A 25646-nucleotide genomic window follows, 5' to 3' on the forward strand; every position below is an offset into this window, starting at 1 on the left:
TGCCGTCTGGTTCACGCTAGCGGGAATGAACCCAGCGCACAATATCCTGAGCCGTCATGCCACCGGACTGCCGCGCAACCTCGCGCCCGTTCCTGAATAAAGCAAGCGTCGGAATGCTGCGAATATGGTATTGCGCACCTAGCGCCGGCTCAGCCTCGGTGTTGACCTTTGTCAGGCGGACATGCGGCTCCAGTATACCCGCTGCCTGCACGAAAGCTGGTGCCATCATTTGGCAAGGCCCACACCAGGGCGCCCAGAAATCTACCAATACTGGAATATCGTTACGCTCGAGCTGTCTGCCAAATGTAGGGGCGGTTAACTCTACCGGATGACCGGTGAACAATGGCTGGTGGCATTGTCCGCAATTGGGTTGCTGGTCCAACCGTGCGACGGGTACGCGGTTAATCGCCTGGCAGTGTGGACAGACAAGATGCAAGGAGTCGCTCATGAAAAATTCCCGGTCTGATGGGATTGAAAGATTCTACCTCATCTTTGAAATCCGCGAGTACCGCGCTTAGAAGCAAGGTGGGCAGCGAGACCACTTCCATCCCGCGAACCGTTATCAGCAGCAGAGTAACCAGGCGATTCTCAACGATTTATGCATAATATGGAATAAAAAACTGCTGAATGTGCGATAACAAACAGTGACAAACTCGACAGTAGGTTATCTTCTTCCATGGGTATCAGACTAACTACTAAAAAAAGGAAGGCCTAATGAAAAACTTAAAACTGTTTGCTGTAGTGCTCATCTTCACCGGACTGAGTGGATGTATAGCGATTGGCTCCAAAGGCTCTCCCGGACCACAAGGACCCCAAGGACCTCAGGGTCAATCCGGCACCACTGAGAAGGTTATCGTGGTTCCGGAGAAACAATACTGATCGAACTGCACGACATGCAATGTAAAAGCCGCGTGGTCAGCGGCTTTTACAATTCCGCACCTCGGGAAGATGGCACGATATTACACGTAATAGTTAATGGAAAGAATTCTGGATAAAATCTACGCACGCCAGCAAAAAATTGGAGTCTAACCCTGAACTGGCCTTGATCCACGCACTCCGTCGTCTCGATTATTTATAGATGGCAACAAAATATCCGTTAATGCAAATGGTAGAATTTCCGTAACGGAGGATTAAGAAGATGGAGGAAGAAAATAAGCCAGAAAACGGCCTTTGGCCAACAACAAGGGCGACTGTCCGATTCCTGCTTTGGACCATTGTATTTTCTCTTGTGGGAATGGCAGTAATTTCGACCACGGGGTTTCGATTGCTATAAGGCACGGAATGACATTAAGAAATTGGGGCCAATTTCTTAATGGTGGATCGGCTGTGCTGAACCCAAGTATTAACCGAACCAGAAGTGTCTGGTCTGCCTGCTGAACATTGAGACTGTCTTATTCTTTGTAAAAGGTCATTCGATATGTACCTGAATGTGAAGTAGATCGTTTAAAGCCTTATGGATACTTATTATTTGATACTCAATCTTTTCTAGGTGTACACGTATGGGTACACACAGACCTCTGGATCACCAGTTAGTTATTGCGCCGGAGATGTGGCAGGAGTTGGCCTTCGATTTGCTCAACTGCATTACGAACACGTTTACTGAATACGTTGGTTTCATCATCCGGTAAATAAGTTACTTTTTCTTTTGTTTGTTTCGCAAAATCGCGATCGCTTTTAAAGTCTTCGCCTTGGCTCCTCTTATTAGCAATATCAGCCGCCATTGCACTATTCAATTCTTGGACACATGCACGAAGTTGATCTGTTTTCGACTTAATCTTTGATCCCCACAGAGCCTCCGCTTCAAGCACATAGGAATCAAACTGTTGAACAGCAGTCAATACCGGAGCAAAGCGGTTTTCATAAATATAAGCAAACTGATCAGCCTCTTCTTGGTTGGGACCACTCCAAGCGGCGGGATTGTAATCTGCAAGCTCAGATACTAGATACAGTGGGGATCTGCAGTCGCGGAGCGAATCGCGCAATTTATAAGTTGCGAGGGCGAGACCGCGCGCTGCCTCGAATTCTGCCTTCCCTTTAAGTTCGCGGCTCCAGCTTCTCAAACCTTTCACCGCCACAACAGCTGTTGTGGCGGCAGCAATGCCTACCAAAATATCCTTTAAAATGGAAAATACTTCAGGAAAACTCACTTGGGCCCACCTTTATTGATATACGCGATATAGTGAGCAAACAGAATTTTTCGGAAAAGCAGGTAGCTGCCTCCTCCAACAATTAGAACTATAAGCGCTGATATAGCGCAGCCCCGACATGACGAGAACACCGCCTCCGCATCACTATCAGTGCCGGCGAGCTGTCCCGAAAATCCCAACATGATAAAAGTTAAACCGACTATCGAGTCAAACTTGGTCGTAACGGGCTGTATAGGAACGTCCGGTCCCGGAAACGCAATTGCTTCTTGAAATTCTTTTTTGCCTTGAAGCATGTATCCCCAGACAAGAATCAATGCTCCAAAAAGGTCATATAGAAGTCCTACTCTACCGATCGTGAACCAATCAAGTGCTTGCATGCTATCTTTAATTTGTATTAGTTTTTTACTAATCCTATCCACTGATGAGCTTTATATCAAGGATGGCGAGGTTCCCTCGCTAATGTAATATTCTTGGACTATAATTAATACTATGAGTGTTCACTCCAAAAATTTTGATCGAGATAAGGCACTTGAGGCGATTTTGCTGATCGCTGAGGGTCTTCATGCTGCGACTCTGCACAGCATATCGAAAATTCTTTATCTTGCTGACAAAAAGCATCTTCAAGATTTCGGACGTCTTATTTGCGGCGACCGATACGTCGCGATGGAATACGGCCCCGTCCCTTCCGCAATCTATAATATGATGAAAGTCGCTGCTAAACGCGAAACTATCGATGTGGATTGGGATGGAATCATTAAAGATGCCTTCAAAGTCCGAAGTGGAAGATACATTGCGCCAAAACGAAGAGCAAACACCGATTTATTAGCCCAGTCTGAGATGGCTTGTATTTGCGAAACCATTGACGCGTATGGCGATAAGTCATTTGGAGAGCTTACTGATATTACTCACGATACCGCTTGGGAACAAACAGGCGAAAATGAGTCTATTTCGTTGGAAAAGATTGCCAGCACCCTACCTAACGGTTCGGAGATTATTTCTTACCTACGCTCACACTAATAATGCCGCGGCTCGGGAATGCATTCCCACCAGAAATGCGCCGTGCATTTGTTTTAGAAAGGCTTGTATCAGGTTGTGTAATTCGGATACAGGTTAAATTTCCTCAGAAAACCAAACCAAAATTTTTAGTGCTAATCGCCGAAGACGATTCGGAATATTGGTACTTTATTGCCAATAGCGAAATTCACCCCTTTATCCGCAACCGAGAGCATTTGTACAGAAGTCAGGTAGCGATTGACGCCGCAAGCCATACTTTCCTAACACACGACTCCTACTTGGCTTGCCACGAGATTGTAAAACTTCGACGTGAGGAGGTAATTCAGGAATTAATTTCCGATATGTCTTCTTTCAAAGGTAACGTCACCGCCGAAATAAGAGAACAGATCCTAGCCGCGATCAAATCTGCTACCACATTGACCGCCTCCGAGAAGCGCCAGATTCTTCTCTTTCTGTAGCCATATTCAACTTTTCATTTTGGGTATGTGAGCCGTGGAGTTCTTGCGCGGCCCGCCACTCTTACCTTTCACACCTGCCATTTGAATTCTTTTGAAAAATGGGATTTTTTGTCTGCGTGGGATAGCACACGGTGTCCAAGGGCGCGAGTCCCAAAGAATGACCCTCCGGGGAGGGGTTTAGCCGAACATAAGCATTTGATCATTGGCATGCCTTTGGCTTTAGATACTCATGCCTGGTGCAGTAGCCGGGCATGTTGGTGAGGGCATTGCAGCCTTGAACACGACAAATAGATTTAGGTCTAGGTGGCATTGGCTGCCCCACATGCTAAAAACCCCCAGCCTTTTGAGCTGAGGGTTATGCCTACCACGCAACTAAGAGTTGGATTGCTGCAGGCGGTTGGGGTTATCGGACTGGCCAACTGATCGGGCGCACTTACTGATACACGCCAATGAAAATCATTAGCTGCTGGCGAACTTCATCAGCTTGATAGCTCGGAAATCACGCATACCGCCACCCACACGCCGGGTGCTATAAAACAATACGTGAGGCTTGGCAGTAAACGGATCGCGTAACATGGACGAGCTGCGGTCAACTATCACATACCCACGCTTGAAATCCCCGAACGCAATGGAGAGACTGTCGGATGCAATATCCGGCATGTTTTGATCCTCATATACCGGGTAACCAAGTAGCGTCGGAGGTTGCCCCGCTTCAAGTCCAGCCTTCCAGATGTAATCATTTTGCTGATTCTTGAAGGTCCGGATCTGTTCCAGCGTATTGGTGTTCATCGTCCAGGCTGCATTGATGCGATAGCGGGGTTTCAGCGAATGCACCAGCTTGATGAGCTTGTCTGAAGGATTGGAGGCGGCGAACGCTCCAGCCCCACCAGAGGCGACATATTGAAGCGCTGATTCCGAGCGAGTGCCGTCCGCGGTGCTCGCAATGTCATACGTCAGAATGCCTCTCGGCTTATTTGTGCCATTGCCGTTAATAAACGAGATGCCTTCACCCTCTCCGAATGCTTCAGCAAGTTCATCAACGAGCCATTCCTCCAAGCCAAAATTATTATCATCCAGCAGGTTTTGGGTAATAGCCGGGCTCGCGTATATCTCACCCATTGCCGGGGTAAGCATGCGGAAGCCAGGGCCACCCGTCTCTGGCCGATCGGTCTTTTCACCTACCCATGAATAATCCGTCCCGCCAACGCTGTGCAGCATGGAAAAGTTACCAGTTTTAACCGGCACAACCCGTGCAAGCTGGCGCATCGGGGAGAGTTCGCGCAACGCCTTCGAGATAGTGGTGTCGATTTCTTCCGGAACAAGATAACCCCCGTTCGGATCGTCATTCGTCGCCATTCCCTTTAATTCCAGGTCACGCTCTTTACCGGACCGCATGTAACCCAGAAACGCCTGTTTGTGTTCTCTAGATTCCAGTGTGCTCCCGCCGTCATCATAGGATGCGCCAGGCCGTCCCGCTTTCTTGGCGAATTCGTTGAGTTCGCTCTCAAGGTTTTTGAAGCGTTCATTCTGCGCGCTCTTGAATTCATCAAACGCCTTGCCTTGCCCGACCAATAAATCTTTTAGTTCAGTTGAATCGTACATCTGATAAACTCCTTGTAAATGTCATCGTATTACTCAGTAAATTCTGAGTATATTATAATTTACAAAGAGTTATTCCCTGTTTAGCCGTAGCAGGGAATTATTTATTTTGATTTAATTTGCACCAGGTAAGCTTGTTTCGGATGGTCTTGAATGTGAGTTGCTGCCGGCCATTTCTGGGATGGTGGTATGTGACGATTGCCCATACGCGGTTTACCTGCTCAATCGGGCTTGCAGCTGTGCCGTGCATATCGCGTCGTACAGCTTCAAGCTCCAATTCTTCCAGCAGCCTATCGAAGCTTACCGGGCCGTCAATTTTCTGAATCAGCTTTAAAAGATATGCTTTCAAGGGGCCGGGCCGGCGCCCCTTATTCTGTTGTTGCTGGAATGACAAGCCCAGGTTGACCAATCCAATAATCTGATCTCTTTCCGGGCCCGGTGGTAATGAGGTCTCAATGTAGCGGGATATGCTCACCTTCCATTGTCCAAGTCGGCAACTTTCATCTTGGACTTCATGCGCGAGAATCCCATTTCTCTAAGCTCTTTCTCGATTTTCCTTTTCCTCAGCGCATCGCTGCGCTTGGCACCCTTGATCATGGAAGAAAAGAAAGTCCGGCCAAGCCCGTTCAATTTACCCATCGTTCGCTCTCCTCTCCTCTGCGATATGCGAGCAGGCACCCGCCAATAACCTGCTTATCTTTATCGATCGCATACAGTTCCATCCCTTTAGCGTCAGCCTGCAAGATAAGTCTGGCTAACCCCGCATTGACTATGTCATCAATATCCTTCGCTGCGTCCGGCCTGTTCTTGCGGATTGCTATCATCATTAAATCGATCACCTGCTGATAAACGCCAGTAGCGTTCTCAAGGGTGCTCATGATTTCTTTGTCTATTTCTGGATTACTCATTTTTTTCCTTTAAAAAAACTTTTTTTGTTACGTTTTATGGTTGGAAACTTAAACGTACGGTTTCCCTGAAAGCCGCGCCAGACAATGAATAGCCCCCGCATGTACCTATACATACACGGTGCTGAAAAACCTGTTTTTCTGAACTGGCTGTGTGAATAAATGACTTGGCGAACGGTTTCCATATGAGCACCCTAAAGAAAGGGTATGCCCCATAGCTATCGCCTGTCATGCTGCCTTCCTTTGCTGCTCGCTAGGATGCGCTTGGCTGCATTCTTTCTCTTCAGGTAAGGGGTTAGCCTTAGTGCTGTATTGCTCGATTACCTGAAGCAAGGCAATCCCATCGTAATTGGCCTTCGGGATTTGCATATCGAATACTGCTAGCCCTCGAATGCCCACCGTTACCAGTACCGGGTCCGTGGTAGCGTGATCCATCAATACTGCATATTTGAGCATCGGGTTATTGCTGAGCATTTCCAATACATGCTGATGTCTGCCTTCTTCCTTTAGCTCTTCGGCTTCATCCCTCCATGGGTTTGCGACACTGCCAGTTGCGACACGAGCGACAGTTTCGTCCTCTTCCGCAACAAATATATTTTCTGATATATCCCCTGAAATGTTCCCCTCAAAAGGTTCAAAAGGTGCTTTTGAGGGTTTTGAAGGTTCTATCTCAGGGGTATATAGATAATTTTTTTCTCTTTCGAACTGTTTCAGCCTTGCAAGGTATGCGCTCATAGTGCCCCCTTGATCCAGTGATAATGCGTTGTTGGTCGTCCGCCTGTGGTTATCTCTTCTTCGGTTAAGTGGTGATACTCCAGCAGCAGATTGATTGCGGATTGCGTCTTGCTCGGGTTCTCGAGCCCTGCCCAGCCCTTCTGGGAGATATCACGGGCCTTGAACGGATTTGGCAACTTGCCGCCGGCCAATCGCTTGAGAAGCGTTTTTGCTGCGTCTATATCCGGCCGGGTGGCGTAGCTGTATATTCGCTGCGCGTGGCTTTCAAGATACTCACTGAAGGCAATAGCACGAAGCAGAGCCGCTTCCGTCACAGGGCCATGCCTGGTATCACATAGATGATTTATCAGTGCCAGCGAAGGGACCAGCTTTCGATATTTCGATAGATGCGACACGATAGCCGGATGCTCTTCGCCCGACCTTAATCTGTGTTCCAGTGCTGAGCGCCATTCTGAAAACAGTGCTTGCGCCGCATTGTCAAAGCGGAGGAATGGAACATTGCCATACAGATCACCTTCCCCACCGATCTCGGTTGGGTTTAAGTTATCCAATCTTTCGGCAACCATGTTCACCGTCTCCCGCGCCGCGCTATTTGGATAGCGGTCTACTTCTTTCCAGGTGGGGGAAATGTCGGGATACACTACCAATCCAAAACGCTGCAGCAGTCCATCCGCCCCCGCGCCTCCGCCGGTCGCTTGGCGTACATATTCCGCTAATACGCCAGGTTGGATGCCGCCAATGATCGAAAGGCACAGCGCATCAATATGCAATCCCTTGCCGCGCATGATCCGGTCGAAGGTGTAGGGCGCATCCCCATCAGCAGCGGTCAGATAAAACGATCTCGCAACCTCTTGGCCGCTTGCATCAAGTTGTTTCAAGAGCCCTACTATTTCGTCGGCCTCCACTAGTAAGCCGTTTGGGTTCTCCATCAACAATTCCCCCAAGGCCTCATAGCTGGCGTTATTGGTAATGTAGCGTTTCAGGATGGGCGCATGGTCTGGCTCACTGGATTGCAGCAATTTCGAAACATCGGCAGTGTCACTCTTTTTTAACGATTCACGCGCCTTTGTTTTGTTTACCGACTGTTGCAGCTTGGCAAGTTCAGTTTGTGTGTCGTATTCTGCTTTGGCCTTATTGAAGACATCGAAAGCCGTTGCCTGTAGTTTCTTAATTGGAGATAACGCTGATTTCAATGTGGGACTTTTCATGACGCCGGAATTGCCCACAACAGCACCCCAGAGATTAGGATCACTGTCCAATCGTTATTGCGCATGGGGCGTATGCCAATCTTACGACCGGTGATTGTGGACATCATTACCATTACGCCCACCGCTGCGAAGTCTGGGGGACACTGCATCCGTTCCGAGATATCCCGCACATAATCGCGTAGCGCATCCGGCAGATAGGAATAGTCGAATGGCGATACACCAGGAAGCGTAGGAAGGGGCTCGGGCCGGGGAATCTTTATCTCGATTGGTGGTTTCGTTATAGCTATGAAAGCGGCTTGTGCTTCAAGAGTTGTGTCCCTCGCTTGCATCGCATTTATCATGCGGCCTCCGCTATTTGAATTTCCTGGTAGGGCTTTATGAGCACCGGGGCGTTACCGGTATCCACCAGATCAAGGGCAAAGGTCGCAAGGCAGGAGGGATTGACTTTCAGGATTGCGTTGATCACACCGCTCACGCGGTGCGCATCTTTGCGGCGGTAGACAACCTGCACCGCGAGACCGGCGAGATAATTAAAATTCAACTGGTCTGCTGGCGTGTCGTCGGCGATTACGATGCGTGGATAAGCTTTCCCCAGATCCCAATCGAATGTCACCATTACTCTGTTACCTGGTATTTTTCCTGATTGCCGCATTGCCATAAACTGCTTGCCATAGGCTGGCATTTGTTTATAATCAGGATTCAATTTTGTTTCAAATGACGCCCTGGTTCCCGCCGGGGCGTTTTCGTTTCTGAAGGTCATCATTCCCCCTTCTCTGATTTTGATTCCAGCCAGGAACGAATGGAGTTCACATCCCATGCCGTAATTCGAGCGGATAGCTTGACCGGCGCCGGAAATTCCTTGGTTTTTACCTTGCGCCAGAGCGTTGCAGAAGAGAACGGCACGATGGCTGGTATTAATTGCGACTGGCGAATGTATCCCGAGGCTGGGAGCTTGCCGAAGTTTGAATTGTTATTCATTCCGTATTTTCCTTATGAAGTGACTTGGTACGGTGTGAAGCTTGCATGGAAAAATGGCAAAGAAATAGGCGCAGAACACCGCGGGTGATGGGCGCAGTAAATCAAGAATAAGCCTGCAATCCTTACTGGTATTGGGTTCAATGGGCGCGGGGTTCTATTTGCGTCGACCACGTGGCAAGCCGTCCGCTCGTAAAATAGTAGCCATAATTTCAGCTGTTCGATCTGGCACGCCCCGCTTTTTTAGAAAGTCTTCCACCTGCTCATTAGTTGGGGCCGTCGATGGATCAGATGGATCGTAAAGATTCCATAGACTTTCAACCGCTAGTGCCAGCTTTCTCAGTAAGGCAGTTTCGTAGCCACCCCACGGCCAGGCACCAATAGCTTTCGTCTCTGATTTCTTTGCTAATATTGCTAACAAAGGCTTTGCTTCATCTTTCGATAGATACTCAGCGTAAAGTCGCACGAATTCAGGTAATTCGGCCTCCATCAGCGCGAGCTTTTGTTTCGCATCATTGCGAGTGTCCTCGTCTTCAAATAGCTCTAGCGAAGCCGCAACCGCACCACAAAGGCCAAGCCGCATTAGCAGATCGCCGGCGCAGCGTTGCCTCGCTGTTATTCCTAGATGGGACGAGGAAAACAGAAGTTTCTTGCCAAGCTCATAATCAAGCTTCCAACTTTCGACTTCATATGATGGAAGTGAGCCGTAATAATTCTCCGGTACAAACTGGTGAAGATCATGTAGCGTTGCAGCGCGTAACCGCAAGAAATCCCAACTGTCCATACACGCCCTCCAAGAAGGACCGCCCCGAAATCGAGGCGGTTATTTGTGGTTAATTTAATCTTGCCTTTAATTCTTCGGTAGTTTCGCCCATGTCTCCTATAGCGCTCATGATGATGCTATTGAGCCGCACGATACTCTTCAATACTTCTTTCGTTGCCCACACCACTTCTCCCGTCTTCGTTGTCCTCCAGCGCGGTGGTTGCCAATATCGCTAATGCCTCAATTCCATATGTTGCCTCTAACGCTACGATCCCACGCTCGGCATCTTTCATCGCATTTTCATAATCGGTGCTCATGCTTGCACCTCTTCGCGGTCATCCAACAGCAAGTTGGCTTTATCGATTCGCCCAATTAAATCCTGCAAGATGAAATAAAACCCTGTTACTTCGCCGGGCTCTAAGTGAATCTCATGATTTAACGATACGCCTTGGATAAACTTTGCAATATGACTTGCTTCCTCGAGTAAATCCCGAGCATCAAGGGTTTTATCTGAAACAGGTGTAGAATTGGCGTTAGCCATGATGCGTACCTCCTAGATAGGTTGCGTTGTGGTTAGGGACGTCTGGTGTGTCCAGCACCTTTCGCCCCGCTTACCTGAATTCCGTCAAGTCACGGTCTTGCTCTTTCTAAGCAGGATCACCTTATCAGTGTGTCCTTGCTCAAACTGTATCAATAGCGCGGCCCACGCATTCAGCGCAGCCTTTCGCTCCTCGAAATAGTCATGCCGGTTATAAACTCCTTCAACACCTTTGATCTTGTGATTCAGGCAGCGCTCCGCAATGTGCGGTACTACGCCCAAAGCTTCCAAGTGGGTGCGTGCTGTACGGCGTAGATCATGAATAGTAAAGCGGTCTAATCCATGCTTGATCTTCGCGAGAGCAACACTCAAGGTACTTTCCGCGATATGTGGCAGCATGCGGTCTTGCATCTTGCGCGCAGGCAATACCCATTTGCTGCTACACGATAAACGCTCAAGCTCCCGCAACCACTCTACTGCAACATCAGGCAGCGGTATATCAATGGCTGAGCTGGTCTTTGTACGCTCAGCAGGCAAATACCACACACCCTGATCTAAATCGAACTCTGACCACTTGGCGGCTATCAGCTCGCTTTTACGCACTGCCAGCAGCAGCAATAATTTAATGCTTAAGCCATTCTCTACACTGAACCCATTTGCTTCTTGCATGGCAGCAAAGAGCCGCACCAGCTCCGCACCCGTTAACCAGCGTTCGCGGCTTTTTTCCTTGCCACCCGCATCGCCCGGATCAAAGGCAGCTGCCGGATTGTATTCGATAGCATGCCGCTTAACGGCATAGTTGAATATGCGCTTGAGCCAGCGCAGCACGTCATTGGATATGGAAGGTGCGCCACGCTTTATTACGGCTTTCAGAATGTCATCAATGTGCCGCGGCTTTACATCCTCAACCTTAAGGCTACCGATAGCGGGCTTGATGTCCTTCTCGATCCGAGCACGTACGATGTTTGGGTGCTTCCAGCGGCCTACAATCATTCGCTCAAAATACTCATCGGCTAATTGGGCCACTGTATAGGCGTTCTTGTCAGCTTCGATCTTGGCGCGGGCCTCGCCCTTGCGTTGCTGTTTTTCGCCTGCAACGTCATACCCCATTGCTACGCGAGCCCGCAGCTCTTTTGCCTTACGTCGAGCATCGGCGAGGGACAGGTCACGATAGCTACCCATGTTCATTATGCGAGGCTTCCCGGCAAAGCGATAACGAAGGCGCCAAACAGGAATAGCAAAGTTTTCACGATAGGATAGGTACAGCCCATCCCCATCGCCGCGCATGTCGAAATGCTCGCCCGCCTTTATCCAGTTGCGTATGTCTATGTCGCTTAGCGTGCCCATGTTGCCCTTTGATTGCATGTACAACCAAAACTGCACCACCGGTTGATGGTAGTACACTCAGAGGTACACATGAATTATGAGCTTACTTGAAATGAAATGCAACGGCATGATACGAAAAAACCGCATGGCTAGCGGTTTTCATTGATCCTTTGATACCCAGTGATTCTGCAAGAATCACTATTCAATGTTCTGTACCTGCTCCCGCATCTGCTCGATCAGTACTTTGAGTTCCAGGGAAATCTTCGATACTTCCACATCCACGGATTTTGAACCTATCGTGTTGGCTTCGCGATTGAGTTCCTGCATCAAAAAATCCAGACGCTTGCCGATTGCTCCCCCGCTCGACAGGACTCGTTCCACTTCATCCAGGTGAGTCTGCAAGCGGGATAGCTCTTCGTCCACATCGATCTTGCTGGTAAATAGCAACAATTCCTGACGGATGCGATCATCATCCTGATTTATCATGGCCTCGCTTAATCGGGACTTGATCTTTTCCTGGAAAGCCACAAGCAATGCGGGGATACGCGGCGATACTTCGGCCACCAGATGGCGCATCTTGCCGAGACGCTCAAGCAGCATCGCTTTAAGTTTCTCACCTTCGCGGGCACGTGCTGCGGCAAACTCATCCAGAGCAGTGCATAGCAATTCCATGCAAGACTCGCCCAAACTTTCCGCAGGTAGGGAATCTGCACCCAATATCCCAGGCCAGCGAAGTATGTCGGCCACTTCGAGACCCCGCGCATCCGGCAACGCCACCCTGACGGCACGGTCTAATTCCAGCAATTTTTGTAATAAATTGGCATTGATATGCTGCGGATCTTCCGCACTCACGAGCCGGGAAAAACTTAAGCGGCATTCGACTTTTCCCCGGCTCAACCTGGCTGTCAGAAACTCACGCATTTTTGCCTCAAGCAAACGGAGTTCGTCAGGCAGGCGGAACTGAATGTCAAGGTAACGATTATTGACGGAGCGCAGCTCCAGGTTCAGGGAACCACGGGGCACTTCCTTCGCAACCGCCGCATAGCCGGTCATGCTGTAGATCATGCTAACTTAACCACCGGCGGGTCCTTAATACGTTAAAATAATAGATGTGGCGCATATCACACGCCATCATCGCGGATTATGCCACAACGCGCTCGTGCCTAGCGGCCTGTCGGACTAATCCGGATGTTTCATACATTAACACGCATCAATTTATGAAACATTCGGGTTAAAGAACCCAAGCAAAAAAAGGCGGCCGGGTAAGAATAGGATGATTGTACCGGTGCGCCACCGGCGAACGCTCTGCCGACACCACTACCCTTAAAGGATTTGCCATAATCATGCGCCCCAGCCATCGCACTCCAACTCAACTCCGCCCTATTGAAATCACCCGGCATTACACCCGGCATGCCGAAGGTGCGGTGCTGATCGCGTGCGGCGACACCAAGGTATTGTGCACCGCCAGCCTGGACGAAAAAGTACCTCCCTTTCTTAGAGGTAAGGGTCAGGGTTGGCTCACAGCGGAATATGGCATGTTGCCGCGCTCCACTCATGAGCGAATGCAACGCGAGGCGGCCAAAGGCAAGCAATCCGGCCGTACCATGGAAATCCAGCGCCTGATCGGGCGCGCACTGCGTTCAGTCGTGGACCTGACCAAGCTCGGCGAGCGCACTATCCAGATTGACTGTGACGTAATCCAGGCCGATGGCGGCACCCGTACCGCCAGCATTACTGGAGCGTTTGTGGCGCTGCATGACGCGGTGGAAAAACTGCTGCAGCGGCAATTGATACAGGCCACACCGATATTGACGCATGTCGCCGCCATCTCGGTCGGCATCTATGAGGGCGTGCCGGTGCTTGATCTGGATTATCTGGAAGATTCCTGTTGCGATACCGACATGAATGTCGTGATGACTGGCGATTTCGGCCTGGTGGAGGTGCAGGGCACCGCTGAAGGGGTCTCGTTCAGCCGGCAAGACCTGAACGCCATGCTGGACCTGGCGCAGCATGGGATACAGGATCTAATCGAGATTCAAAAAGCGGCACTGGCGAAATGAACCAGGCCGCGAAAATACAAAAACTCGTGATCGCCAGCGGCAACGCCGGCAAACTGCGGGAAATCCGCCACTTACTCGAGCCCCTGGGAATTGAGGTGTTGCCGCAGTCCATTTTCAACATCACGGAAGTCGAGGAGCCTTATTGCACATTCGTCGAGAATGCGCTCGCCAAGGCGCGCCATGCCAGTAAATCGTCCGGACTGGCGGCGCTGGCGGATGATTCCGGCATTTGCGTGAATGCCTTGAACGGCGGGCCGGGCGTTTATTCAGCGCGCTATGCGGGGGAGCCTAAATCGGACGAGCGGAATAATCATAAGCTGGTCGATGTGCTAAGAAATCAGCCCGATCGCAGGGCTCACTATTACTGTGTCATAGTGCTGGTACGCCACGCCGATGATCCGCAACCCATCATTGCCGACGGCGCCTGGCATGGCGAAATCATACTGGAACCTCGCGGTGAGGAAGGGTTCGGTTACGATCCCTATTTCTTTCTCCCGGATTTGGGTAAAACCGGAGCGGAACTTCCAATGGAGCAGAAAAATCGACTCAGCCATCGCGGCAAAGCGCTGGCGCGGCTCGCTGAATGCATCAAAGAAGAGACATCTTGAATCGTAGCTGATCACCACGCCTTCAATTTGTTGTCTTAATCGATATGACGGCAATCATTCCTCCCGCATCCATGCCGGGCGTCCAATCTCCGAGACTGGGATCGCTGCCCCCGCTGAGTCTCTATATCCATATTCCGTGGTGCATGAAGAAATGTCCCTATTGCGATTTCAATTCCCATGAAGTTCGTGGTGGAAACGTCAATATGCCGGAGGCGGATTATGTGACTGCGCTGATCCGCGATCTGGAAACGGCGCTGCCGCAGGTCTGGGGGCGTAGCGTAACGAGTGTATTTTTTGGTGGCGGCACACCCAGTCTGTTTAGCGCCCGCTCCATTGATGCGATCCTCACCGCGGTAAGGGCCTTGCTGCCGCTGGAGCATTTCGCCGAAGTGACACTGGAAGCCAATCCCGGAACGTTTGAGGTAAAAAAATTCGCTGATTTCCGTGCTGCGGGAATCAATCGCTTGTCCATCGGCATTCAAAGCTTCAACCCCAGGCATCTCCAATCGCTGGGGCGAATACACGACGGCAGCGAGGCGCATCGCGCGATTGAAATTGCCCGAGAGAATTTTGACAATGTGAACCTTGATCTGATGTACGCACTCCCGCATCAGACAATGGAAGAAGCCCAGAACGATATTGAAACCGCGGCTGCGTGCGGCGTTACGCATATATCCGCTTATCATCTTACCTTGGAGCCGAATACGTTGTTTCATCGCTATCCACCGCCGCTACCGGATAACGATTTGTCGGCGGAAATGCAGATAATGATCGAGCAAACGCTTGCTCAGGGCGGCTACCTGAATTACGAAACCTCGGCATTCGCCCAGCCTGGGCGGGAATCGCGCCACAATATGAATTATTGGCTGTTCGGCGATTATCTCGGGATTGGTGCGGGTGCACACAGCAAAATAAGCTTTGCCGATAGAATAGTGCGCCAGATGCGCTATAAGCAACCCAGGGATTATCTTGCCAAAACTTCGCCGGACATGACGGCTTTTGACTCACCCATCATGGAACAGCATGAAGTAGAGCGAAACGACAGGGGATTCGAATTCATGATGAACGCACTGCGCCTCACTGGGGGTTTCGCTCCGGAAATGTTCGTGGAGCGCACGGGTCTGTCCATTGACAGTATCCAGCAACAACTTGATGAGGCGGAGCGGCGGTACCTGATAACGCGCGATTACCTGCGAATCACGCCCACTCTCGCCGGCAGGCGATTTTTGAATGATTTGCTGCAAATCTTCTTGCCGGAATAAAGGAACGTATAGCGCTTCTCTGTTTTTTGTGCCTCCCTATTTTCTTCTAAATACCAGATCCCACACGCCGTGTCCCAGCTGCAATCCGCGCTGTTCAAACTTGGTTAACGGCCGGTATTCCGGACGCGGGGCATGGTCAATCGCGGTATTGGCGAGCTGCGATTCGTTGCTCAACACCTCCAATATTTGACCGGCATAATCTTCCCAGTCGGTCGCTGCATGGATATAAGCGCCTTGTTTCAGATGCCGGCAAAGAAGCGTGATGAATTCCGGCTGTATCAGCCGCCGCTTGTGGTGGCGCGCTTTGGGCCAGGGATCAGGAAAAAAAATATGCACGCCGTCGAGACAATCGGAAGGCAACATCCGCTGCAGTACCTCCACTGCGTCATGCTGGATAACGCGTACATTCACTAATCCGGACTCATCAATCTGCTTCAGCAGACTGCCTACGCCGGGCGTATGAACATCGATTGCGAGATAGTCATATTGAGGATGGGCTTTGGCAATAGTGGCGGTAGTCTCCCCCATACCGAAACCGATCTCCAGAAATTTCGGCGCGCTCCGGCCAAAAACCTGACCAAGATCGAGCAGACCGTCCGCAAACGGGATGCCATATTTCGGCATCAGGGTTTCATGCGCGCGGCGCTGGGCGTTTGAAACACGTCCCTGGCGAAGGACAAAGCTGCGGATGGGACGATGCTCTGTCATTTAGAGGGAAGAATAGACCCAGGAGACTGGAGAGTCGGAATTTGGGTTAGGAGGCCTTGTCTTTGCTGCTGGCGATAGTGCCGCTGACGGGAGAACTGGGGTTTGCGCTATAAAGTTTTTTCGCCATGCGTCCAGCCAGATAAGCTTCCCGCCCGGCTTCCACCGCCTTTTTCATGGCGGACGCCATCAGTACCGGATTTTGCGCCGCGGCAATAGCGGTGTTCATCAGCACGCCATCACACCCCAGTTCCATAGCGATAGCTGCATCCGAAGCCGTGCCGACACCCGCATCGACGATTACCGGCACAGTGGCATTGTCGATGATAATCTGCAAATTCCACGGATTAAGAATCCCCATGCCGGAACCGATCAGCGAAGCCAGCGGCATCACCGCCACACAGCCGATCTCCTCCAGTTGCTTAGCGGCAATAGGATCGTCGGAAGTATAAACCATGACCTGAAAACCTTCTTTTATCAGGATTTCCGCCGCCTTGAGGGTCTCGACCATGTTGGGGTAGAGCGTCTTCGGATCCCCCAGAACCTCCAGCTTCACCAAGCTGTGGCCATCCAGCAATTCACGCGCAAGGCGCAGGGTGCGCACCGCGTCATCCACGGTGTAGCACCCGGCTGTGTTAGGTAAGAACGTATATTGCGATGGCGGCAGCACATCCAGCAGGTTCGGCTCACCAGGATTCTGGCCGAGGTTAGTCCGGCGGATCGCCACCGTGATGATTTCCGCGCCGCTGGCATCAACCGCCGCACGCGTCTCGGCGAAATCCCGGTATTTGCCGGTACCTACCAGAAGCCGCGAGGAATATGTCTTGCCTGCAATGATGAAGTTATCCATAAGGCTTATCCCCCACCCACCGCGATCACGATTTCGAGCCTGTCTCCATCGGTCAGAATCTGCTCGTCGAACTTGCTGCGCGGGACAATCTCTCCGTTGCGCTCGATGGCGATACGCTTACCCTGCAATGCCATGTGCGCCAGCAATTGCGTGATGTTCAGTGTCTCGTCATCCTGATCGCTTTTTAGCGATCGCGTTTGGCGAACCACGGGAAAGTGCTGGGGCTGCCCGTTAATGATGAGTTGTATCATTCTAGAACCGCCTGGAAACGGATACACGTTGGATAAAATAACTGCCGGATTTGGGTTGCAATACAGATTATACGGTGGGGCAGTCTCATAGTCGACAAATGACGCCCGTATCTTCCCCTACAAACTCGCTCTGCCAGGACGCCGGGAAGCCGTGAGACGGGCGACAGCACAAGCCACCTCTTATTGCTCTCTTATTGCCGACAGCGCCCATAAAGCTGTTTCCATCGTATAATTCAATCAATGCGGGTGTAGCTCAATGGCAGAGCAGAAGCTTCCCAAGCTTACGACGAGGGTTCGATTCCCTTCACCCGCTCCACCTTCTCCCGCCTATGAATCGGTATCTCAGATACGCACTTATCGTATTTGCCGTCGTAACAACTTTGCTGGCCGGCCTTGTGATCTATATTGCCGCCATCTTCGACCCCAATGCCTATAAGCCCCAGATCATCCAATTGGTAAAGGAGAAAAAACAGCGTGCTCTCAGGCTCGATGGTGATATCAAGCTCACGTTCTTCCCCAGTATCGGCGCCACGGTCGGTAATGTCACTTTAAGCGAATATAACAGTGACAAGGAATTCGCCGCTGTAGAGAACATCTTTGTGTCCCTCGCCTTGATGCCATTGCTCAAAAAGCAACTGGCGATCAATGAAGTCGCTATCGGTGGACTCAAGGCCAATCTGATTCGTTTCAAGGATGGCCGCACAAACATCGACGATCTTATTGCCAAGAGCGAAGAACCCGAACAATTCAAAATCGGCATTGATCATGTACGGGTAGAGAAAACCCTGCTCGCGTTGCATGATGAAGCCAGCGGGGAACAATACGTATTCAGGGACTTGAGTCTCAGGGTCGACGAAAGCGGTTCTCGCGCCCATTTGGAGGGTAACCCGATACGACACAAGATGGTACTGGCGTTCAAGACCAACCCATCCAGTCAGCCAATGACTGATCTGGCCGCCAGGCTGGAGTTCGAATTAACGTCTGATTTCGATAAGCAGTATTACGCCCTGGATGGCCTGAATCTGGAGGTCAACGGTGCCGTTAAGGGAATCAATGATCTTGTGGTACGTTCCAGGGGTGATTTGTCTATCAGGCCGGCTGCCGGCGAATTCGTCGCAAGCAAGATTACGCTGAGCATCACTGGAACAAGCGGCACGAATAATCTCGACATCAAATTGGACGCGCCGCGCTTGAGCCTCACCGGAGAAACAGTGGCTGGCGACAAAATAACCGCAGTGGCAAAAATGACCCATCCTAAGGGTAACACCAGCGGCACACTCTTCCTTTCAGGGGTAGCGGGCACCGTAACTGATTTCGAGAGTAATGCGCTGACCATTGAACTGGAGTCGAAGGAAGGGGAACTGGCCGTCAGGGCCTCGCTGGCTTCTCCACTTACCGGCAGCCTGGATACCCGCCAATTGAAACTGCCGGACTTAACCGCTGCTATCAGCGCCAATGGCCCGGAGATTCCCGGCAACGGCATTAGCGGTAATCTGCTGGGCAGTGCTGCTGTGGACGGCTTGTCGCAGAACGTACAGGCTCATCTCACCGGCAAGCTTGGGGATAGCAATATCCGGGCTCAACTGGGAGCGACGGGCTTTGTCCAGCCAGCCTTCAATTTTGAAGTGGACATCGATCAATTGGATGTGGATCGCTTTTTGCCAAAACAACAAAAACCGGGAAAACAAGCGGGAAAAATCGAAGGCGGAGAAACCCTGAAGGAACAGCTGGGTTTATCTGTGCTCGATGATCTGAAGGTTCGGGGTTCGATCCGCATCGGTTTGCTGAAAGGCGCCAACGTCAAGTCATCCAACGTGAAGCTCGACATTAATCCTTAGGAAGGGGCACCGGACCCATCACATGTCTACTTTCTCCGCCAAACTGATCCATTGGCAAAAACTCCATGGACGTAGCAACCTTCCCTGGCAGAACACGCGCGACCCGTATGCTATCTGGGTTTCCGAGATCATGTTGCAGCAAACGCAGGTAACCACCGTCATTCCCTATTACCTGCGGTTTCTGCAGCGCTTTCCCGATATCGAAAGTGTCGCCTCAAGTTCTGTGGATGAAGTATTGGCGCTATGGAGCGGCCTGGGTTACTACTCACGTGGAAGGAATCTGCATCAGGCGGCACGTTTGATCGCCAGAGATCAGGGTGGCATATTTCCGCGAAACTTCGAAGTCATTCAACAGCTCCCCGGCATTGGGCGCTCCACCGCTGCCGCAATTGCGGTGTTCGCCTATGGAGAGCAACGCGCCATACTCGATGGCAACGTCAAGCGCGTTTTTGCCCGCTGCTTCGGCGTGGATGGCTACCCCGGAGAAAGAAAGAATGAGTTGTTGCTGTGGCGGAAAGCTGAAGAACTACTGCCGGAGAGTTATGAAGGTAACCAGATAGAGATTTATACTCAGGCACTGATGGATCTGGGCGCAACCGTTTGCACCCGCGGCCAACCCAAGTGCATGACATGCCCGCTGCAGCAGGATTGCATCGCCTTGCGGAATGACTGCGTGGCTCGGCTTCCTGTTTCCCGGCCCCGCAGGCCGCTACCGGAAAAAGAAACGGTTCTGTTGATGCTAATGAAGCAAGGCGAAGTGCTGCTGGGAAAACGCCCTGCCACAGGGATTTGGGGCGGACTATGGTGCTTGCCCGAAATGCCGGTGGGCGAAGACGCCATCGCATATTGTATGCAGCACTTTGGAATGAAGGTAAAGCCGCTGGCTCACATGCCCCCATTGGATCATACCTTCACCCATTTCAGACTACGGATTCATCCGCGGCCGCTGCAAGTCGTTTCCTATCCCGCCGTTATGCAGGCGCGGGAGCAAGACGAGACAATGTGGATAATGCTTGACGACGCCCTGGAAGCGGCCATTCCCGCCCCGGTCAGAAAATTGATTCTGCAACATGGATACCCGCAATCAGGTCAATTGCCGTTCGAAAAACAACGATGATTTTACGCAATCAATATTTTCTACAAGTAGTTCACCAAAATAATGCATAACTGGCGGGAATGGAGAAAACATCGGCGCACTGAATTGATGACGCGAAGGGAATTAGTGAGCGAGTCGGAGCAGCGCTGTTGGAATACGGCTATCACATACTCGCTAGAACGAGGCTTTCCCTCGTTGCAAAACAGCGTAGTCGGGTTTTGCTGGCCCCATCGTGGCGAATATGACCCGCGTCCCGCGATGAACTATTTCAGAGAACATGGCGCAACGCTTGCATTGCCCGAGATCGTAAATAAACATGAGGCGCTGCGTTTTCGCAAATGGTGGCCGGAAGCACCCATGAAAATCGGTGCTTACGATATCCCGGTGCCTGATAATACCGATCCGGTAACAGTTGGCGCGGTGATAACTCCCATGATCGGCTTCGATCAATCGGGCTTCCGGCTTGGGTATGGCGGCGGCTATTTTGATCGCACCCTGGTTGCAATCGTACCGCGTCCGCTGGCTATCGGTGTGGCGTTTGAAATACTGCGTCTGAGCAGCGTCCACCCCCAGCCGCACGATATTCCGATGGATTTTATTGTGACCGAGGCCGGGATTTATCGGGTAACGTCCATCGGCCTGGATTTGATTTCCGTCGAGGAGTGTGCGGCGGAAAATGCGTTGAAATAGATATACGTTCCTGAAATTGATAGGACTCTACTCCATATCCCACCGCACAAGGCTAATTTTCCGTGCCCCAGCGCGGCATAAGCGTATGCGCCACTCCGAGGTGATCAAGTATGCGCGCCACAATAAAGTCGACCACATCCTGCACCTGCGCGGGATGGTGATAGAAACCTGGGTTGGCAGGCAGGATCACCGCGCCACTGCGCGCAAGTTTCAACATATTTTCAAGGTGAATGACGGAAAATGGCGTTTCGCGCGGAACCAGAATAAGCTTCCGGCTTTCCTTCAGCATGACATCCGCTGCACGCTCGATCAGTTTCTCGCTGAGCCCCGCCGCAATAGCGGCGAGCGTTCCCATGGTGCAGGGACAGACCACCATCGCGTCCGCCGGATTGGAACCGGAAGCCACCGGAGCAAACCATTCCTCTCGTCCGAATACTCGCAGCTGTCCTTCAGCGGCATTAAACCGATGCCCGAATAATTCTTCCACTTCTTTGGCGCGAGACGGCAGCACCAGTTGCATTTCCTGGTGCGCAACAATCTGTGCCGCTTGAGAATACAGCAGGTAGACACGATTGCCACCCGCCAGCAACAATTCCAGCAGGCGTATACCGTACGGCATTCCGGATGCGCCGGTAAAAGCAAGGGTAATGGTTTTTGTTGTACTCATGGGCGTCGACCGTTTATTTTCTGACAGTACTGGCGATTTATCTTTTACAAGTCAGTTGAATCACAGGGATGAATCCAGCTCCCTATGCCGCACCAGAACCTGGTTGTTTCCCGCGAAATAACGTGCCAGCCGTTCCACGAAATACACCGATCGATGACGCCCGCCAGTGCAGCCGATAGCCACGGTCAGGTAACTGCGATTGTCGCGAATGAAGCAAGGGAGCCAGTCATCGACAAATCGCCTGATATCATCGAACATTCGATTGACATCGATATTCGCATCAAGATATTCGATTACCGGCCCATCTCTCCCGGTAAGCGGCCGCAAGAGTACCTCATAGTGTGGATTGGGAAGGCAGCGAACATCGAATACCATGTCGGAATCCAGTGGAATGCCATGCTTAAAGCCGAACGATTGAAACAGGAGCGTCAGGCTTGCGGGATTGAGACCGATGAAATCTCTGACCCACGCACGCAATGAACTGGCACTCAGGTCGCTGGTATCGATGCGATTTGCGAGATCGCGCACCTCGCGCAGCATTTCGCGCTCCAGCTGTATGCATTCGGGCAACGTCGAGTGATCGTCACTGAGTGGATGGCGGCGGCGTGTTTCCGAAAAACGCTTTACCAGTGTATATGTTTTAGCCTCCAGGAACAGCAGGTGCACATCTATCTCCTGCCGCCTCAAGTCAGCCAACTGCTGCGGCAGCAGGTGCAAAGTCTCACGGCTTCGGGCGTCGATACTGACAGCCGCCCGTGGATGCGCCGATCCTTTTAAATAAAGCGTAACCTCTCGCAACAGGCTTGCCGGAAGGTTATCCACGCAATAATAGCCGCTGTCCTCCAGCGCGGTAAGTGCGATGCTCTTGCCGGAACCGGCGAGGCCGCTAATGACGATCAGTTGCATTTCTTATCAAGATGTAAGAATGAAGAATGCCCCTAAAAGACATCGATAGACACCGATTTTGAATTCACGGCTCATTTTCCAGGTTTTTATCATTTTCCTGATTCTCCATTTCCTGCTGATGCCGCGCAAGAAACTCCTGGGCGCTGTCGATCCCTCGCAGCTGCAAGACATAATTACGCACCGCCGCTTCCACCAGTACGGCCAAGTTGCGCCCCGCGGCAACCGGGATGATAACTTTTCGGATATTGACGTCCAGTATGTTTTCGGTGACGTCATTGATCGGCAGCCGTTCCAGGGAATTAAAATCCACACTGTTGGGTTTTTGCAGATGCACGATAAGCTTCATGTTTTTTTTCCGGCGTACCGCGGTCTCGCCAAAAATAGTACGAATATTCAGCATTCCCAACCCGCGGACTTCAAGAAAATCGCGCAACATCGGCGGACAGCGTCCCTCCAGGGTTTCCGGAGCGATGCGATAAAGCTCCACCACATCATCCGCGACCAGCCCGTGACCACGGCTCACCAGTTCCAGCGCAAGTTCACTTTTGCCGACACCGCTTTCGCCAGTAATCATTACGCCCATTCCCAGAACGTCCAGCAGAACGCCGTGCCGGCTACTGGAAGGAGCCAGGGCGCGCCCCAGATAGGGACGCAATATCCAGATCACCTCCAGGCTGGAATGCGGCGAACAGAACAAGGGAGTATGAGTGGAGTCTGCAAAAATCTTTATTGAGGCTGGCACGGGAGCGCCACCGGCAACGATAATGCACCACAGGTTGCTTTGCGCAAGCCGCTCCATATTCTGCCGCAAGGAAACAGGATCGAGCTGATTGAGATAATCAGCTTCTGGATCGTTCAGCACCTGTATCCAGTTAGGGTGGATGAAATTGAGATGACCGATTATCCCCTGTGTAGAGCGGGCGATGGCATCATCGTCGAGTTGCCTGTCACCACCGTCCCTCCCTCCCTCCCAGGTCAGAGTCAGCTTTTGCTGTTTTTCTTCAAATAGTTGCGTGATACTGATTCGGGACATTCGATAGGGCAATACAATACGATTGATGAGAATGTAGTAGCGGTGCGTTTTAGCTACCGAATCATGGCGATGGACGTTTTCCCAATGTTACAAGAGAAGACGCCAGGCTTCTACGATCCTGAATCCGTTCCGGCTACTCCGGCTGTTCCATTTCCTGATTTTTCAACGCACCATTATTGCGGCGGCTTGTATTCTTTTCCTTGTGCCTGAGAATCTGTCGATCAAGTTTATCCACCAGACTGTCTATTGAAGCATACATATCGGCACTGTCGGTCTCCACAAAAATATCTTTCCCTTTCACGTGTACATTGGCCTCAGCCTTCTGCTGAAGTTTTTCCACCGACAGTATCACGCTGACATCAATAACATGGTCGAAATGACGCGTAACCTTGCTCATCTTTGAAGCGACATAATCACGCAAGGAGGGGGTAATTTCTACGTGGTGACCGGTAAGATTTAGATTCATCATGCCTCCTGAGCTTGGGGTTAAAATGATTTACGAAGATTAACGGGAGGAATCTGAATGGACTCCCGATATTTTGCGACAGTACGACGAGCAACTACAATGCCTTGCTGTCCCAGAATTTCTGAAATCTGACTATCACTCAGTGGTTTCTTTGCATTTTCAGCATTTACCATTTGCTTGATCAGCGCACGAATCGCGGTGGCGGAACAGGCGCCACCGGTATCGGTTGCCACGTGACTGCCAAAAAAATACTTTAACTCGAATATACCACGCGGCGTGCGCATAAATTTTTGAGTGGTCACACGCGAAATTGTGGACTCATGCAACTCAAGCGCTTCCGCAATTTCCCGCAACACCAGCGGGCGCATGGCGACTGCACCGTGCTCAAAAAACTGCCGTTGGCGATCGACGACAGCGGAGGAAACCCTCAGTATGGTGCCGAAACGCTGCTGCACATTCTTGATGAGCCATTTGGCTTCATGTAACTGACTCACGAGCCGGCGCGCGGAATCATCATGGCTCCGTTTAAGGATGTCCGCATAGAGACGATTGATCTTGAGGCGCGGCATTGCCTCCGGATTGAGACTGGCTACCCAGGAACCATTGATTTTTGTTACGATCACGTCAGGGATAATGTAACGCGCTACCGCCGAACTGAACGCCGTACCCGGTCTCGGATTCAAGTGGGTGATAAGATGCTGAACTGAACGCAGGCATTCGTCATCACAATGCAACAACTTTTTGATTGTGCAAAAATCCCGTGACGCCAGGCTGTCGAGATGGCTGTCAACCAGAAGTAGCGCGCGATCCCGGAAGGGTGTACCTTCCGGCAGAGCTTGCAATTGCATGCTCAGGCATTCCCTCAAATTACGCGCGCCCACACCAGGCGGATCAAGATGCTGCAGATATTCAAGGGCAATGTGCAGAGCATCGATATCTATTTCAAGCTCCGGCGGCAAGAAGCTAACGAGTTCTTCCAGATCCTGAGCAAGGTAGCCATCGTCATTCAAGCTGTCGATCAGTAAGCCGACAATTCGCCGGTCGCGCTCGCCAATCTGGCTCAGGCTGAGTTGCATATTAAGATGCTCACGTAAACTGGGGGGCTCTGCCGCCTGTTGCGGAAAATCTCGCTCCTCGTCCTCATCACGCGTGCTGCGAAAAGTGCCATCGTCGCCGGACCAGTCCGATTCATCGGCCATGCCATTTTTTATACCAGAATCGCTCTCGGCCGCAGGCATCTCCGCCATGGTGTCACCGGAGGCTTCCAGCAAATCCGGGGCGAGCGGTTCCACCGAGCTATCGAGGAGGTTAGGCCGATATTCAGTAACGTCGCTACCGATGCTGTCATCCAGCTCCAGCAGGGGATTTTCCTGCACGATGCGCTCAATCTCCTGATTCAGTTCAACCGTGGAAAGCTGTAGCAACCGGATGGCTTGCTGCAATTGAGGAGTAAGCGCCAGGTGCTGCGACAGTTTAAACTGGAGGGTAGGCTTCATAATCCTAAATCCGCTGGTTGATCGCTCATTTATCAGTCTAGAATTATGAT

At 51.3% G+C, this 25646-nt stretch carries 34 protein-coding genes and 1 tRNA gene; 10 read left to right on the forward strand and 25 right to left on the reverse strand.

The annotated features are described in order from the left end of the window. Positions 1–16 precede the first annotated feature (16 nt). A complete protein-coding gene (trxC, locus tag BLR00_RS02100) occupies positions 17–448 on the reverse strand; it encodes a thioredoxin TrxC (RefSeq protein WP_074630588.1) in 432 nt (143 codons plus the stop codon). 266 nt (positions 449–714) lie between these two features. Between trxC and BLR00_RS16570 the strand changes: the two genes are divergently transcribed. After that, positions 715–879 carry a hypothetical protein gene (locus BLR00_RS16570; RefSeq protein WP_175443926.1) on the forward strand — a complete coding sequence of 55 codons (165 nt, stop codon included), beginning with the start codon at positions 715–717 and terminating at the stop codon, positions 877–879. Between the two features lie 650 nt (positions 880–1529). Here the strand turns inward: BLR00_RS16570 and BLR00_RS02105 are convergent. Both BLR00_RS02105 and BLR00_RS02110 read right to left on the reverse strand, forming a co-directional pair. After that, positions 1530–2147 (reverse strand): hypothetical protein, encoded by a 618-nt coding sequence (locus BLR00_RS02105; RefSeq protein ID WP_074630589.1) that lies wholly within the window; start codon positions 2145–2147, stop codon positions 1530–1532. Further along, on the reverse strand, positions 2144–2524 hold the full coding sequence (locus BLR00_RS02110) for a hypothetical protein (RefSeq protein WP_074630590.1): 381 nt from the start codon (positions 2522–2524) through the stop codon (positions 2144–2146). Before BLR00_RS02110 ends, BLR00_RS02105 begins: the two co-directional genes overlap by 4 nt. A 112-nt stretch (positions 2525–2636) precedes the next feature. Here BLR00_RS02110 and BLR00_RS02115 point away from each other — a divergent pair, with 112 nt between their 5' ends. Further along, positions 2637–3164: a Panacea domain-containing protein gene (locus BLR00_RS02115; RefSeq protein WP_074630591.1), complete on the forward strand. Its 528-nt coding sequence runs from the start codon at positions 2637–2639 to the stop codon at positions 3162–3164. A gap of 35 nt (positions 3165–3199) precedes the next feature. Continuing rightward, positions 3200–3619 (forward strand): hypothetical protein, encoded by a 420-nt coding sequence (locus BLR00_RS02120; RefSeq protein ID WP_143007618.1) that lies wholly within the window; start codon positions 3200–3202, stop codon positions 3617–3619. Between the two features lie 459 nt (positions 3620–4078). Here BLR00_RS02120 and BLR00_RS02125 read toward each other — a convergent pair whose 3' ends face one another. The 14 genes from BLR00_RS02125 to BLR00_RS02180 form a co-directional block, all read right to left on the reverse strand. Continuing rightward, complete coding sequence (locus tag BLR00_RS02125; RefSeq protein ID WP_074630593.1) at positions 4079–5221, reverse strand: phage major capsid protein; 1143 nt, start codon at positions 5219–5221, stop codon at positions 4079–4081. 97 nt (positions 5222–5318) lie between these two features. Next, a complete protein-coding gene (locus tag BLR00_RS02130) occupies positions 5319–5693 on the reverse strand; it encodes a hypothetical protein (protein WP_074630594.1) in 375 nt (124 codons plus the stop codon). Then, positions 5690–5857, reverse strand: a complete 168-nt coding sequence (locus BLR00_RS16575) for a hypothetical protein (protein WP_175443929.1) — start codon at positions 5855–5857, stop codon at positions 5690–5692. The genes BLR00_RS02130 and BLR00_RS16575 overlap by 4 nt, the downstream gene beginning before the upstream one ends. Further along, entirely contained in the window at positions 5845–6126 is a 282-nt protein-coding gene (locus tag BLR00_RS02135; RefSeq protein ID WP_074630595.1) for a hypothetical protein, read from the reverse strand. The genes BLR00_RS16575 and BLR00_RS02135 overlap by 13 nt, the downstream gene beginning before the upstream one ends. 225 nt (positions 6127–6351) lie before the next feature. Next, a complete protein-coding gene (locus tag BLR00_RS02140) occupies positions 6352–6858 on the reverse strand; it encodes a hypothetical protein (protein WP_074630596.1) in 507 nt (168 codons plus the stop codon). Then, positions 6855–8066 (reverse strand): YfjI family protein, encoded by a 1212-nt coding sequence (locus BLR00_RS02145; RefSeq protein ID WP_081346617.1) that lies wholly within the window; start codon positions 8064–8066, stop codon positions 6855–6857. The genes BLR00_RS02140 and BLR00_RS02145 overlap by 4 nt, the downstream gene beginning before the upstream one ends. Further along, positions 8063–8407 carry a hypothetical protein gene (locus tag BLR00_RS15955; RefSeq protein WP_081346618.1) on the reverse strand — a complete coding sequence of 115 codons (345 nt, stop codon included), beginning with the start codon at positions 8405–8407 and terminating at the stop codon, positions 8063–8065. Before BLR00_RS15955 ends, BLR00_RS02145 begins: the two co-directional genes overlap by 4 nt. Then, a complete protein-coding gene (locus tag BLR00_RS02150) occupies positions 8404–8829 on the reverse strand; it encodes a hypothetical protein (RefSeq protein ID WP_081346619.1) in 426 nt (141 codons plus the stop codon). The genes BLR00_RS15955 and BLR00_RS02150 overlap by 4 nt, the downstream gene beginning before the upstream one ends. Further along, entirely contained in the window at positions 8826–9044 is a 219-nt protein-coding gene (locus BLR00_RS02155) for a helix-turn-helix transcriptional regulator (RefSeq protein ID WP_074630597.1), read from the reverse strand. Before BLR00_RS02155 ends, BLR00_RS02150 begins: the two co-directional genes overlap by 4 nt. Positions 9045–9198: 154 nt before the next feature. Then, complete coding sequence (locus BLR00_RS02160; protein ID WP_074630598.1) at positions 9199–9825, reverse strand: hypothetical protein; 627 nt, start codon at positions 9823–9825, stop codon at positions 9199–9201. Positions 9826–9941: 116 nt separating this feature from the next. Next, the gene (locus BLR00_RS02165) at positions 9942–10121 is read right to left on the reverse strand and encodes a hypothetical protein (protein ID WP_074630599.1); all 180 of its coding nucleotides are present in this window, start codon (positions 10119–10121) and stop codon (positions 9942–9944) included. After that, positions 10118–10345 (reverse strand): hypothetical protein, encoded by a 228-nt coding sequence (locus BLR00_RS02170; RefSeq protein WP_074630600.1) that lies wholly within the window; start codon positions 10343–10345, stop codon positions 10118–10120. Before BLR00_RS02170 ends, BLR00_RS02165 begins: the two co-directional genes overlap by 4 nt. Positions 10346–10429: 84 nt before the next feature. Then, positions 10430–11707 (reverse strand): tyrosine-type recombinase/integrase, encoded by a 1278-nt coding sequence (locus tag BLR00_RS02175; RefSeq protein ID WP_256324026.1) that lies wholly within the window; start codon positions 11705–11707, stop codon positions 10430–10432. A gap of 159 nt (positions 11708–11866) precedes the next feature. After that, a complete protein-coding gene (locus tag BLR00_RS02180; protein ID WP_074630601.1) occupies positions 11867–12733 on the reverse strand; it encodes a YicC/YloC family endoribonuclease in 867 nt (288 codons plus the stop codon). A 278-nt stretch (positions 12734–13011) separates the two neighbouring features. On the opposite strand from BLR00_RS02180, the gene rph reads away from it, so the two are divergent. The 3 genes from rph to hemW are packed head-to-tail and all read left to right on the forward strand — an operon-like array spanning position 13012 to position 15598. Next, positions 13012–13728, forward strand: coding sequence for a ribonuclease PH (gene rph / locus BLR00_RS02185; RefSeq protein WP_074630602.1), 717 nt, complete (start codon positions 13012–13014; stop codon positions 13726–13728). Then, positions 13725–14336 (forward strand): RdgB/HAM1 family non-canonical purine NTP pyrophosphatase, encoded by a 612-nt coding sequence (rdgB, locus tag BLR00_RS02190; RefSeq protein ID WP_074630603.1) that lies wholly within the window; start codon positions 13725–13727, stop codon positions 14334–14336. The genes rph and rdgB overlap by 4 nt, the downstream gene beginning before the upstream one ends. Before the next feature lie 44 nt (positions 14337–14380). After that, on the forward strand, positions 14381–15598 hold the full coding sequence (gene hemW, locus BLR00_RS02195; RefSeq protein WP_074630604.1) for a radical SAM family heme chaperone HemW: 1218 nt from the start codon (positions 14381–14383) through the stop codon (positions 15596–15598). A 36-nt stretch (positions 15599–15634) separates the two neighbouring features. Here the strand turns inward: hemW and trmB are convergent, their stop codons facing one another. From trmB to thiS, 3 genes are read right to left on the reverse strand one after another with little or no spacing between them, the layout of a single operon-like run. After that, entirely contained in the window at positions 15635–16306 is a 672-nt protein-coding gene (gene trmB, locus BLR00_RS02200) for a tRNA (guanosine(46)-N7)-methyltransferase TrmB (protein ID WP_074630605.1), read from the reverse strand. Between the two features lie 46 nt (positions 16307–16352). Further along, positions 16353–17153, reverse strand: coding sequence for a thiazole synthase (locus BLR00_RS02205; protein WP_074630606.1), 801 nt, complete (start codon positions 17151–17153; stop codon positions 16353–16355). A 5-nt stretch (positions 17154–17158) separates the two neighbouring features. Then, positions 17159–17404: a sulfur carrier protein ThiS gene (thiS, locus tag BLR00_RS02210; protein ID WP_074630607.1), complete on the reverse strand. Its 246-nt coding sequence runs from the start codon at positions 17402–17404 to the stop codon at positions 17159–17161. Between the two features lie 242 nt (positions 17405–17646). Here thiS and BLR00_RS02215 point away from each other — a divergent pair. The 4 genes from BLR00_RS02215 to BLR00_RS02230 all read left to right on the forward strand — a co-directional run bounded on the left by BLR00_RS02215 (position 17647) and on the right by BLR00_RS02230 (position 21028). Then, positions 17647–17720 (forward strand) — tRNA-Gly (locus tag BLR00_RS02215). A gap of 13 nt (positions 17721–17733) precedes the next feature. Then, positions 17734–19242: an AsmA family protein gene (locus tag BLR00_RS02220; RefSeq protein ID WP_074630608.1), complete on the forward strand. Its 1509-nt coding sequence runs from the start codon at positions 17734–17736 to the stop codon at positions 19240–19242. 22 nt (positions 19243–19264) lie between these two features. Further along, positions 19265–20359, forward strand: coding sequence for an A/G-specific adenine glycosylase (mutY, locus tag BLR00_RS02225; RefSeq protein WP_074630609.1), 1095 nt, complete (start codon positions 19265–19267; stop codon positions 20357–20359). Between the two features lie 42 nt (positions 20360–20401). After that, on the forward strand, positions 20402–21028 hold the full coding sequence (locus tag BLR00_RS02230; protein ID WP_074630610.1) for a 5-formyltetrahydrofolate cyclo-ligase: 627 nt from the start codon (positions 20402–20404) through the stop codon (positions 21026–21028). 52 nt (positions 21029–21080) lie between these two features. On the opposite strand, the gene BLR00_RS02235 is transcribed toward BLR00_RS02230, so the two are convergent. The 5 genes from BLR00_RS02235 to BLR00_RS02255 form a co-directional block, all read right to left on the reverse strand. After that, positions 21081–21695 carry a flavin prenyltransferase UbiX gene (locus BLR00_RS02235; protein ID WP_074630611.1) on the reverse strand — a complete coding sequence of 205 codons (615 nt, stop codon included), beginning with the start codon at positions 21693–21695 and terminating at the stop codon, positions 21081–21083. A gap of 60 nt (positions 21696–21755) precedes the next feature. Then, positions 21756–22601: an RNase adapter RapZ gene (gene rapZ / locus BLR00_RS02240; protein ID WP_074630612.1), complete on the reverse strand. Its 846-nt coding sequence runs from the start codon at positions 22599–22601 to the stop codon at positions 21756–21758. A gap of 64 nt (positions 22602–22665) precedes the next feature. Beyond that, positions 22666–23634, reverse strand: a complete 969-nt coding sequence (gene hprK, locus BLR00_RS02245) for an HPr(Ser) kinase/phosphatase (RefSeq protein WP_074630613.1) — start codon at positions 23632–23634, stop codon at positions 22666–22668. Between the two features lie 133 nt (positions 23635–23767). After that, positions 23768–24100, reverse strand: a complete 333-nt coding sequence (hpf, locus tag BLR00_RS02250; RefSeq protein ID WP_074630614.1) for a ribosome hibernation-promoting factor, HPF/YfiA family — start codon at positions 24098–24100, stop codon at positions 23768–23770. 20 nt (positions 24101–24120) lie between these two features. Further along, the gene (locus tag BLR00_RS02255; protein WP_074630615.1) at positions 24121–25596 is read right to left on the reverse strand and encodes an RNA polymerase factor sigma-54; all 1476 of its coding nucleotides are present in this window, start codon (positions 25594–25596) and stop codon (positions 24121–24123) included. Positions 25597–25646 lie beyond the last annotated feature (50 nt).

Source organism: Nitrosospira multiformis (assembly GCF_900103165.1).
Classification (GTDB): domain Bacteria; phylum Pseudomonadota; class Gammaproteobacteria; order Burkholderiales; family Nitrosomonadaceae; genus Nitrosospira; species Nitrosospira multiformis_D.

What these genes read in the sequence shown, in the direction of transcription:
- trxC (WP_074630588.1), bottom strand. Translation starts at nt 448, where the DNA reads ATGAGCGACTCCTTGCATCTTGTCTGTCCACACTGCCAGGCGATTAAC.
- BLR00_RS16570 (WP_175443926.1), top strand. Translation starts at nt 715, where the DNA reads ATGAAAAACTTAAAACTGTTTGCTGTAGTGCTCATCTTCACCGGACTG.
- BLR00_RS02110 (WP_074630590.1), bottom strand. Translation starts at nt 2,524, where the DNA reads ATGCAAGCACTTGATTGGTTCACGATCGGTAGAGTAGGACTTCTATAT.
- BLR00_RS02115 (WP_074630591.1), top strand. Translation starts at nt 2,637, where the DNA reads ATGAGTGTTCACTCCAAAAATTTTGATCGAGATAAGGCACTTGAGGCG.
- BLR00_RS02120 (WP_143007618.1), top strand. Translation starts at nt 3,200, where the DNA reads ATGCGCCGTGCATTTGTTTTAGAAAGGCTTGTATCAGGTTGTGTAATT.
- BLR00_RS02125 (WP_074630593.1), bottom strand. Translation starts at nt 5,221, where the DNA reads ATGTACGATTCAACTGAACTAAAAGATTTATTGGTCGGGCAAGGCAAG.
- BLR00_RS16575 (WP_175443929.1), bottom strand. Translation starts at nt 5,857, where the DNA reads ATGGGTAAATTGAACGGGCTTGGCCGGACTTTCTTTTCTTCCATGATC.
- BLR00_RS02135 (WP_074630595.1), bottom strand. Translation starts at nt 6,126, where the DNA reads ATGAGTAATCCAGAAATAGACAAAGAAATCATGAGCACCCTTGAGAAC.
- BLR00_RS02140 (WP_074630596.1), bottom strand. Translation starts at nt 6,858, where the DNA reads ATGAGCGCATACCTTGCAAGGCTGAAACAGTTCGAAAGAGAAAAAAAT.
- BLR00_RS02145 (WP_081346617.1), bottom strand. Translation starts at nt 8,066, where the DNA reads ATGAAAAGTCCCACATTGAAATCAGCGTTATCTCCAATTAAGAAACTA.
- BLR00_RS15955 (WP_081346618.1), bottom strand. Translation starts at nt 8,407, where the DNA reads ATGATAAATGCGATGCAAGCGAGGGACACAACTCTTGAAGCACAAGCC.
- BLR00_RS02150 (WP_081346619.1), bottom strand. Translation starts at nt 8,829, where the DNA reads ATGATGACCTTCAGAAACGAAAACGCCCCGGCGGGAACCAGGGCGTCA.
- BLR00_RS02155 (WP_074630597.1), bottom strand. Translation starts at nt 9,044, where the DNA reads ATGAATAACAATTCAAACTTCGGCAAGCTCCCAGCCTCGGGATACATT.
- BLR00_RS02160 (WP_074630598.1), bottom strand. Translation starts at nt 9,825, where the DNA reads ATGGACAGTTGGGATTTCTTGCGGTTACGCGCTGCAACGCTACATGAT.
- BLR00_RS02165 (WP_074630599.1), bottom strand. Translation starts at nt 10,121, where the DNA reads ATGAGCACCGATTATGAAAATGCGATGAAAGATGCCGAGCGTGGGATC.
- BLR00_RS02170 (WP_074630600.1), bottom strand. Translation starts at nt 10,345, where the DNA reads ATGGCTAACGCCAATTCTACACCTGTTTCAGATAAAACCCTTGATGCT.
- BLR00_RS02175 (WP_256324026.1), bottom strand. Translation starts at nt 11,707, where the DNA reads ATGCAATCAAAGGGCAACATGGGCACGCTAAGCGACATAGACATACGC.
- BLR00_RS02180 (WP_074630601.1), bottom strand. Translation starts at nt 12,733, where the DNA reads ATGATCTACAGCATGACCGGCTATGCGGCGGTTGCGAAGGAAGTGCCC.
- rph (WP_074630602.1), top strand. Translation starts at nt 13,012, where the DNA reads ATGCGCCCCAGCCATCGCACTCCAACTCAACTCCGCCCTATTGAAATC.
- rdgB (WP_074630603.1), top strand. Translation starts at nt 13,725, where the DNA reads ATGAACCAGGCCGCGAAAATACAAAAACTCGTGATCGCCAGCGGCAAC.
- hemW (WP_074630604.1), top strand. Translation starts at nt 14,381, where the DNA reads ATGACGGCAATCATTCCTCCCGCATCCATGCCGGGCGTCCAATCTCCG.
- trmB (WP_074630605.1), bottom strand. Translation starts at nt 16,306, where the DNA reads ATGACAGAGCATCGTCCCATCCGCAGCTTTGTCCTTCGCCAGGGACGT.
- BLR00_RS02205 (WP_074630606.1), bottom strand. Translation starts at nt 17,153, where the DNA reads ATGGATAACTTCATCATTGCAGGCAAGACATATTCCTCGCGGCTTCTG.
- thiS (WP_074630607.1), bottom strand. Translation starts at nt 17,404, where the DNA reads ATGATACAACTCATCATTAACGGGCAGCCCCAGCACTTTCCCGTGGTT.
- BLR00_RS02220 (WP_074630608.1), top strand. Translation starts at nt 17,734, where the DNA reads ATGAATCGGTATCTCAGATACGCACTTATCGTATTTGCCGTCGTAACA.
- mutY (WP_074630609.1), top strand. Translation starts at nt 19,265, where the DNA reads ATGTCTACTTTCTCCGCCAAACTGATCCATTGGCAAAAACTCCATGGA.
- BLR00_RS02230 (WP_074630610.1), top strand. Translation starts at nt 20,402, where the DNA reads ATGCATAACTGGCGGGAATGGAGAAAACATCGGCGCACTGAATTGATG.
- BLR00_RS02235 (WP_074630611.1), bottom strand. Translation starts at nt 21,695, where the DNA reads ATGAGTACAACAAAAACCATTACCCTTGCTTTTACCGGCGCATCCGGA.
- rapZ (WP_074630612.1), bottom strand. Translation starts at nt 22,601, where the DNA reads ATGCAACTGATCGTCATTAGCGGCCTCGCCGGTTCCGGCAAGAGCATC.
- hprK (WP_074630613.1), bottom strand. Translation starts at nt 23,634, where the DNA reads ATGTCCCGAATCAGTATCACGCAACTATTTGAAGAAAAACAGCAAAAG.
- hpf (WP_074630614.1), bottom strand. Translation starts at nt 24,100, where the DNA reads ATGAATCTAAATCTTACCGGTCACCACGTAGAAATTACCCCCTCCTTG.
- BLR00_RS02255 (WP_074630615.1), bottom strand. Translation starts at nt 25,596, where the DNA reads ATGAAGCCTACCCTCCAGTTTAAACTGTCGCAGCACCTGGCGCTTACT.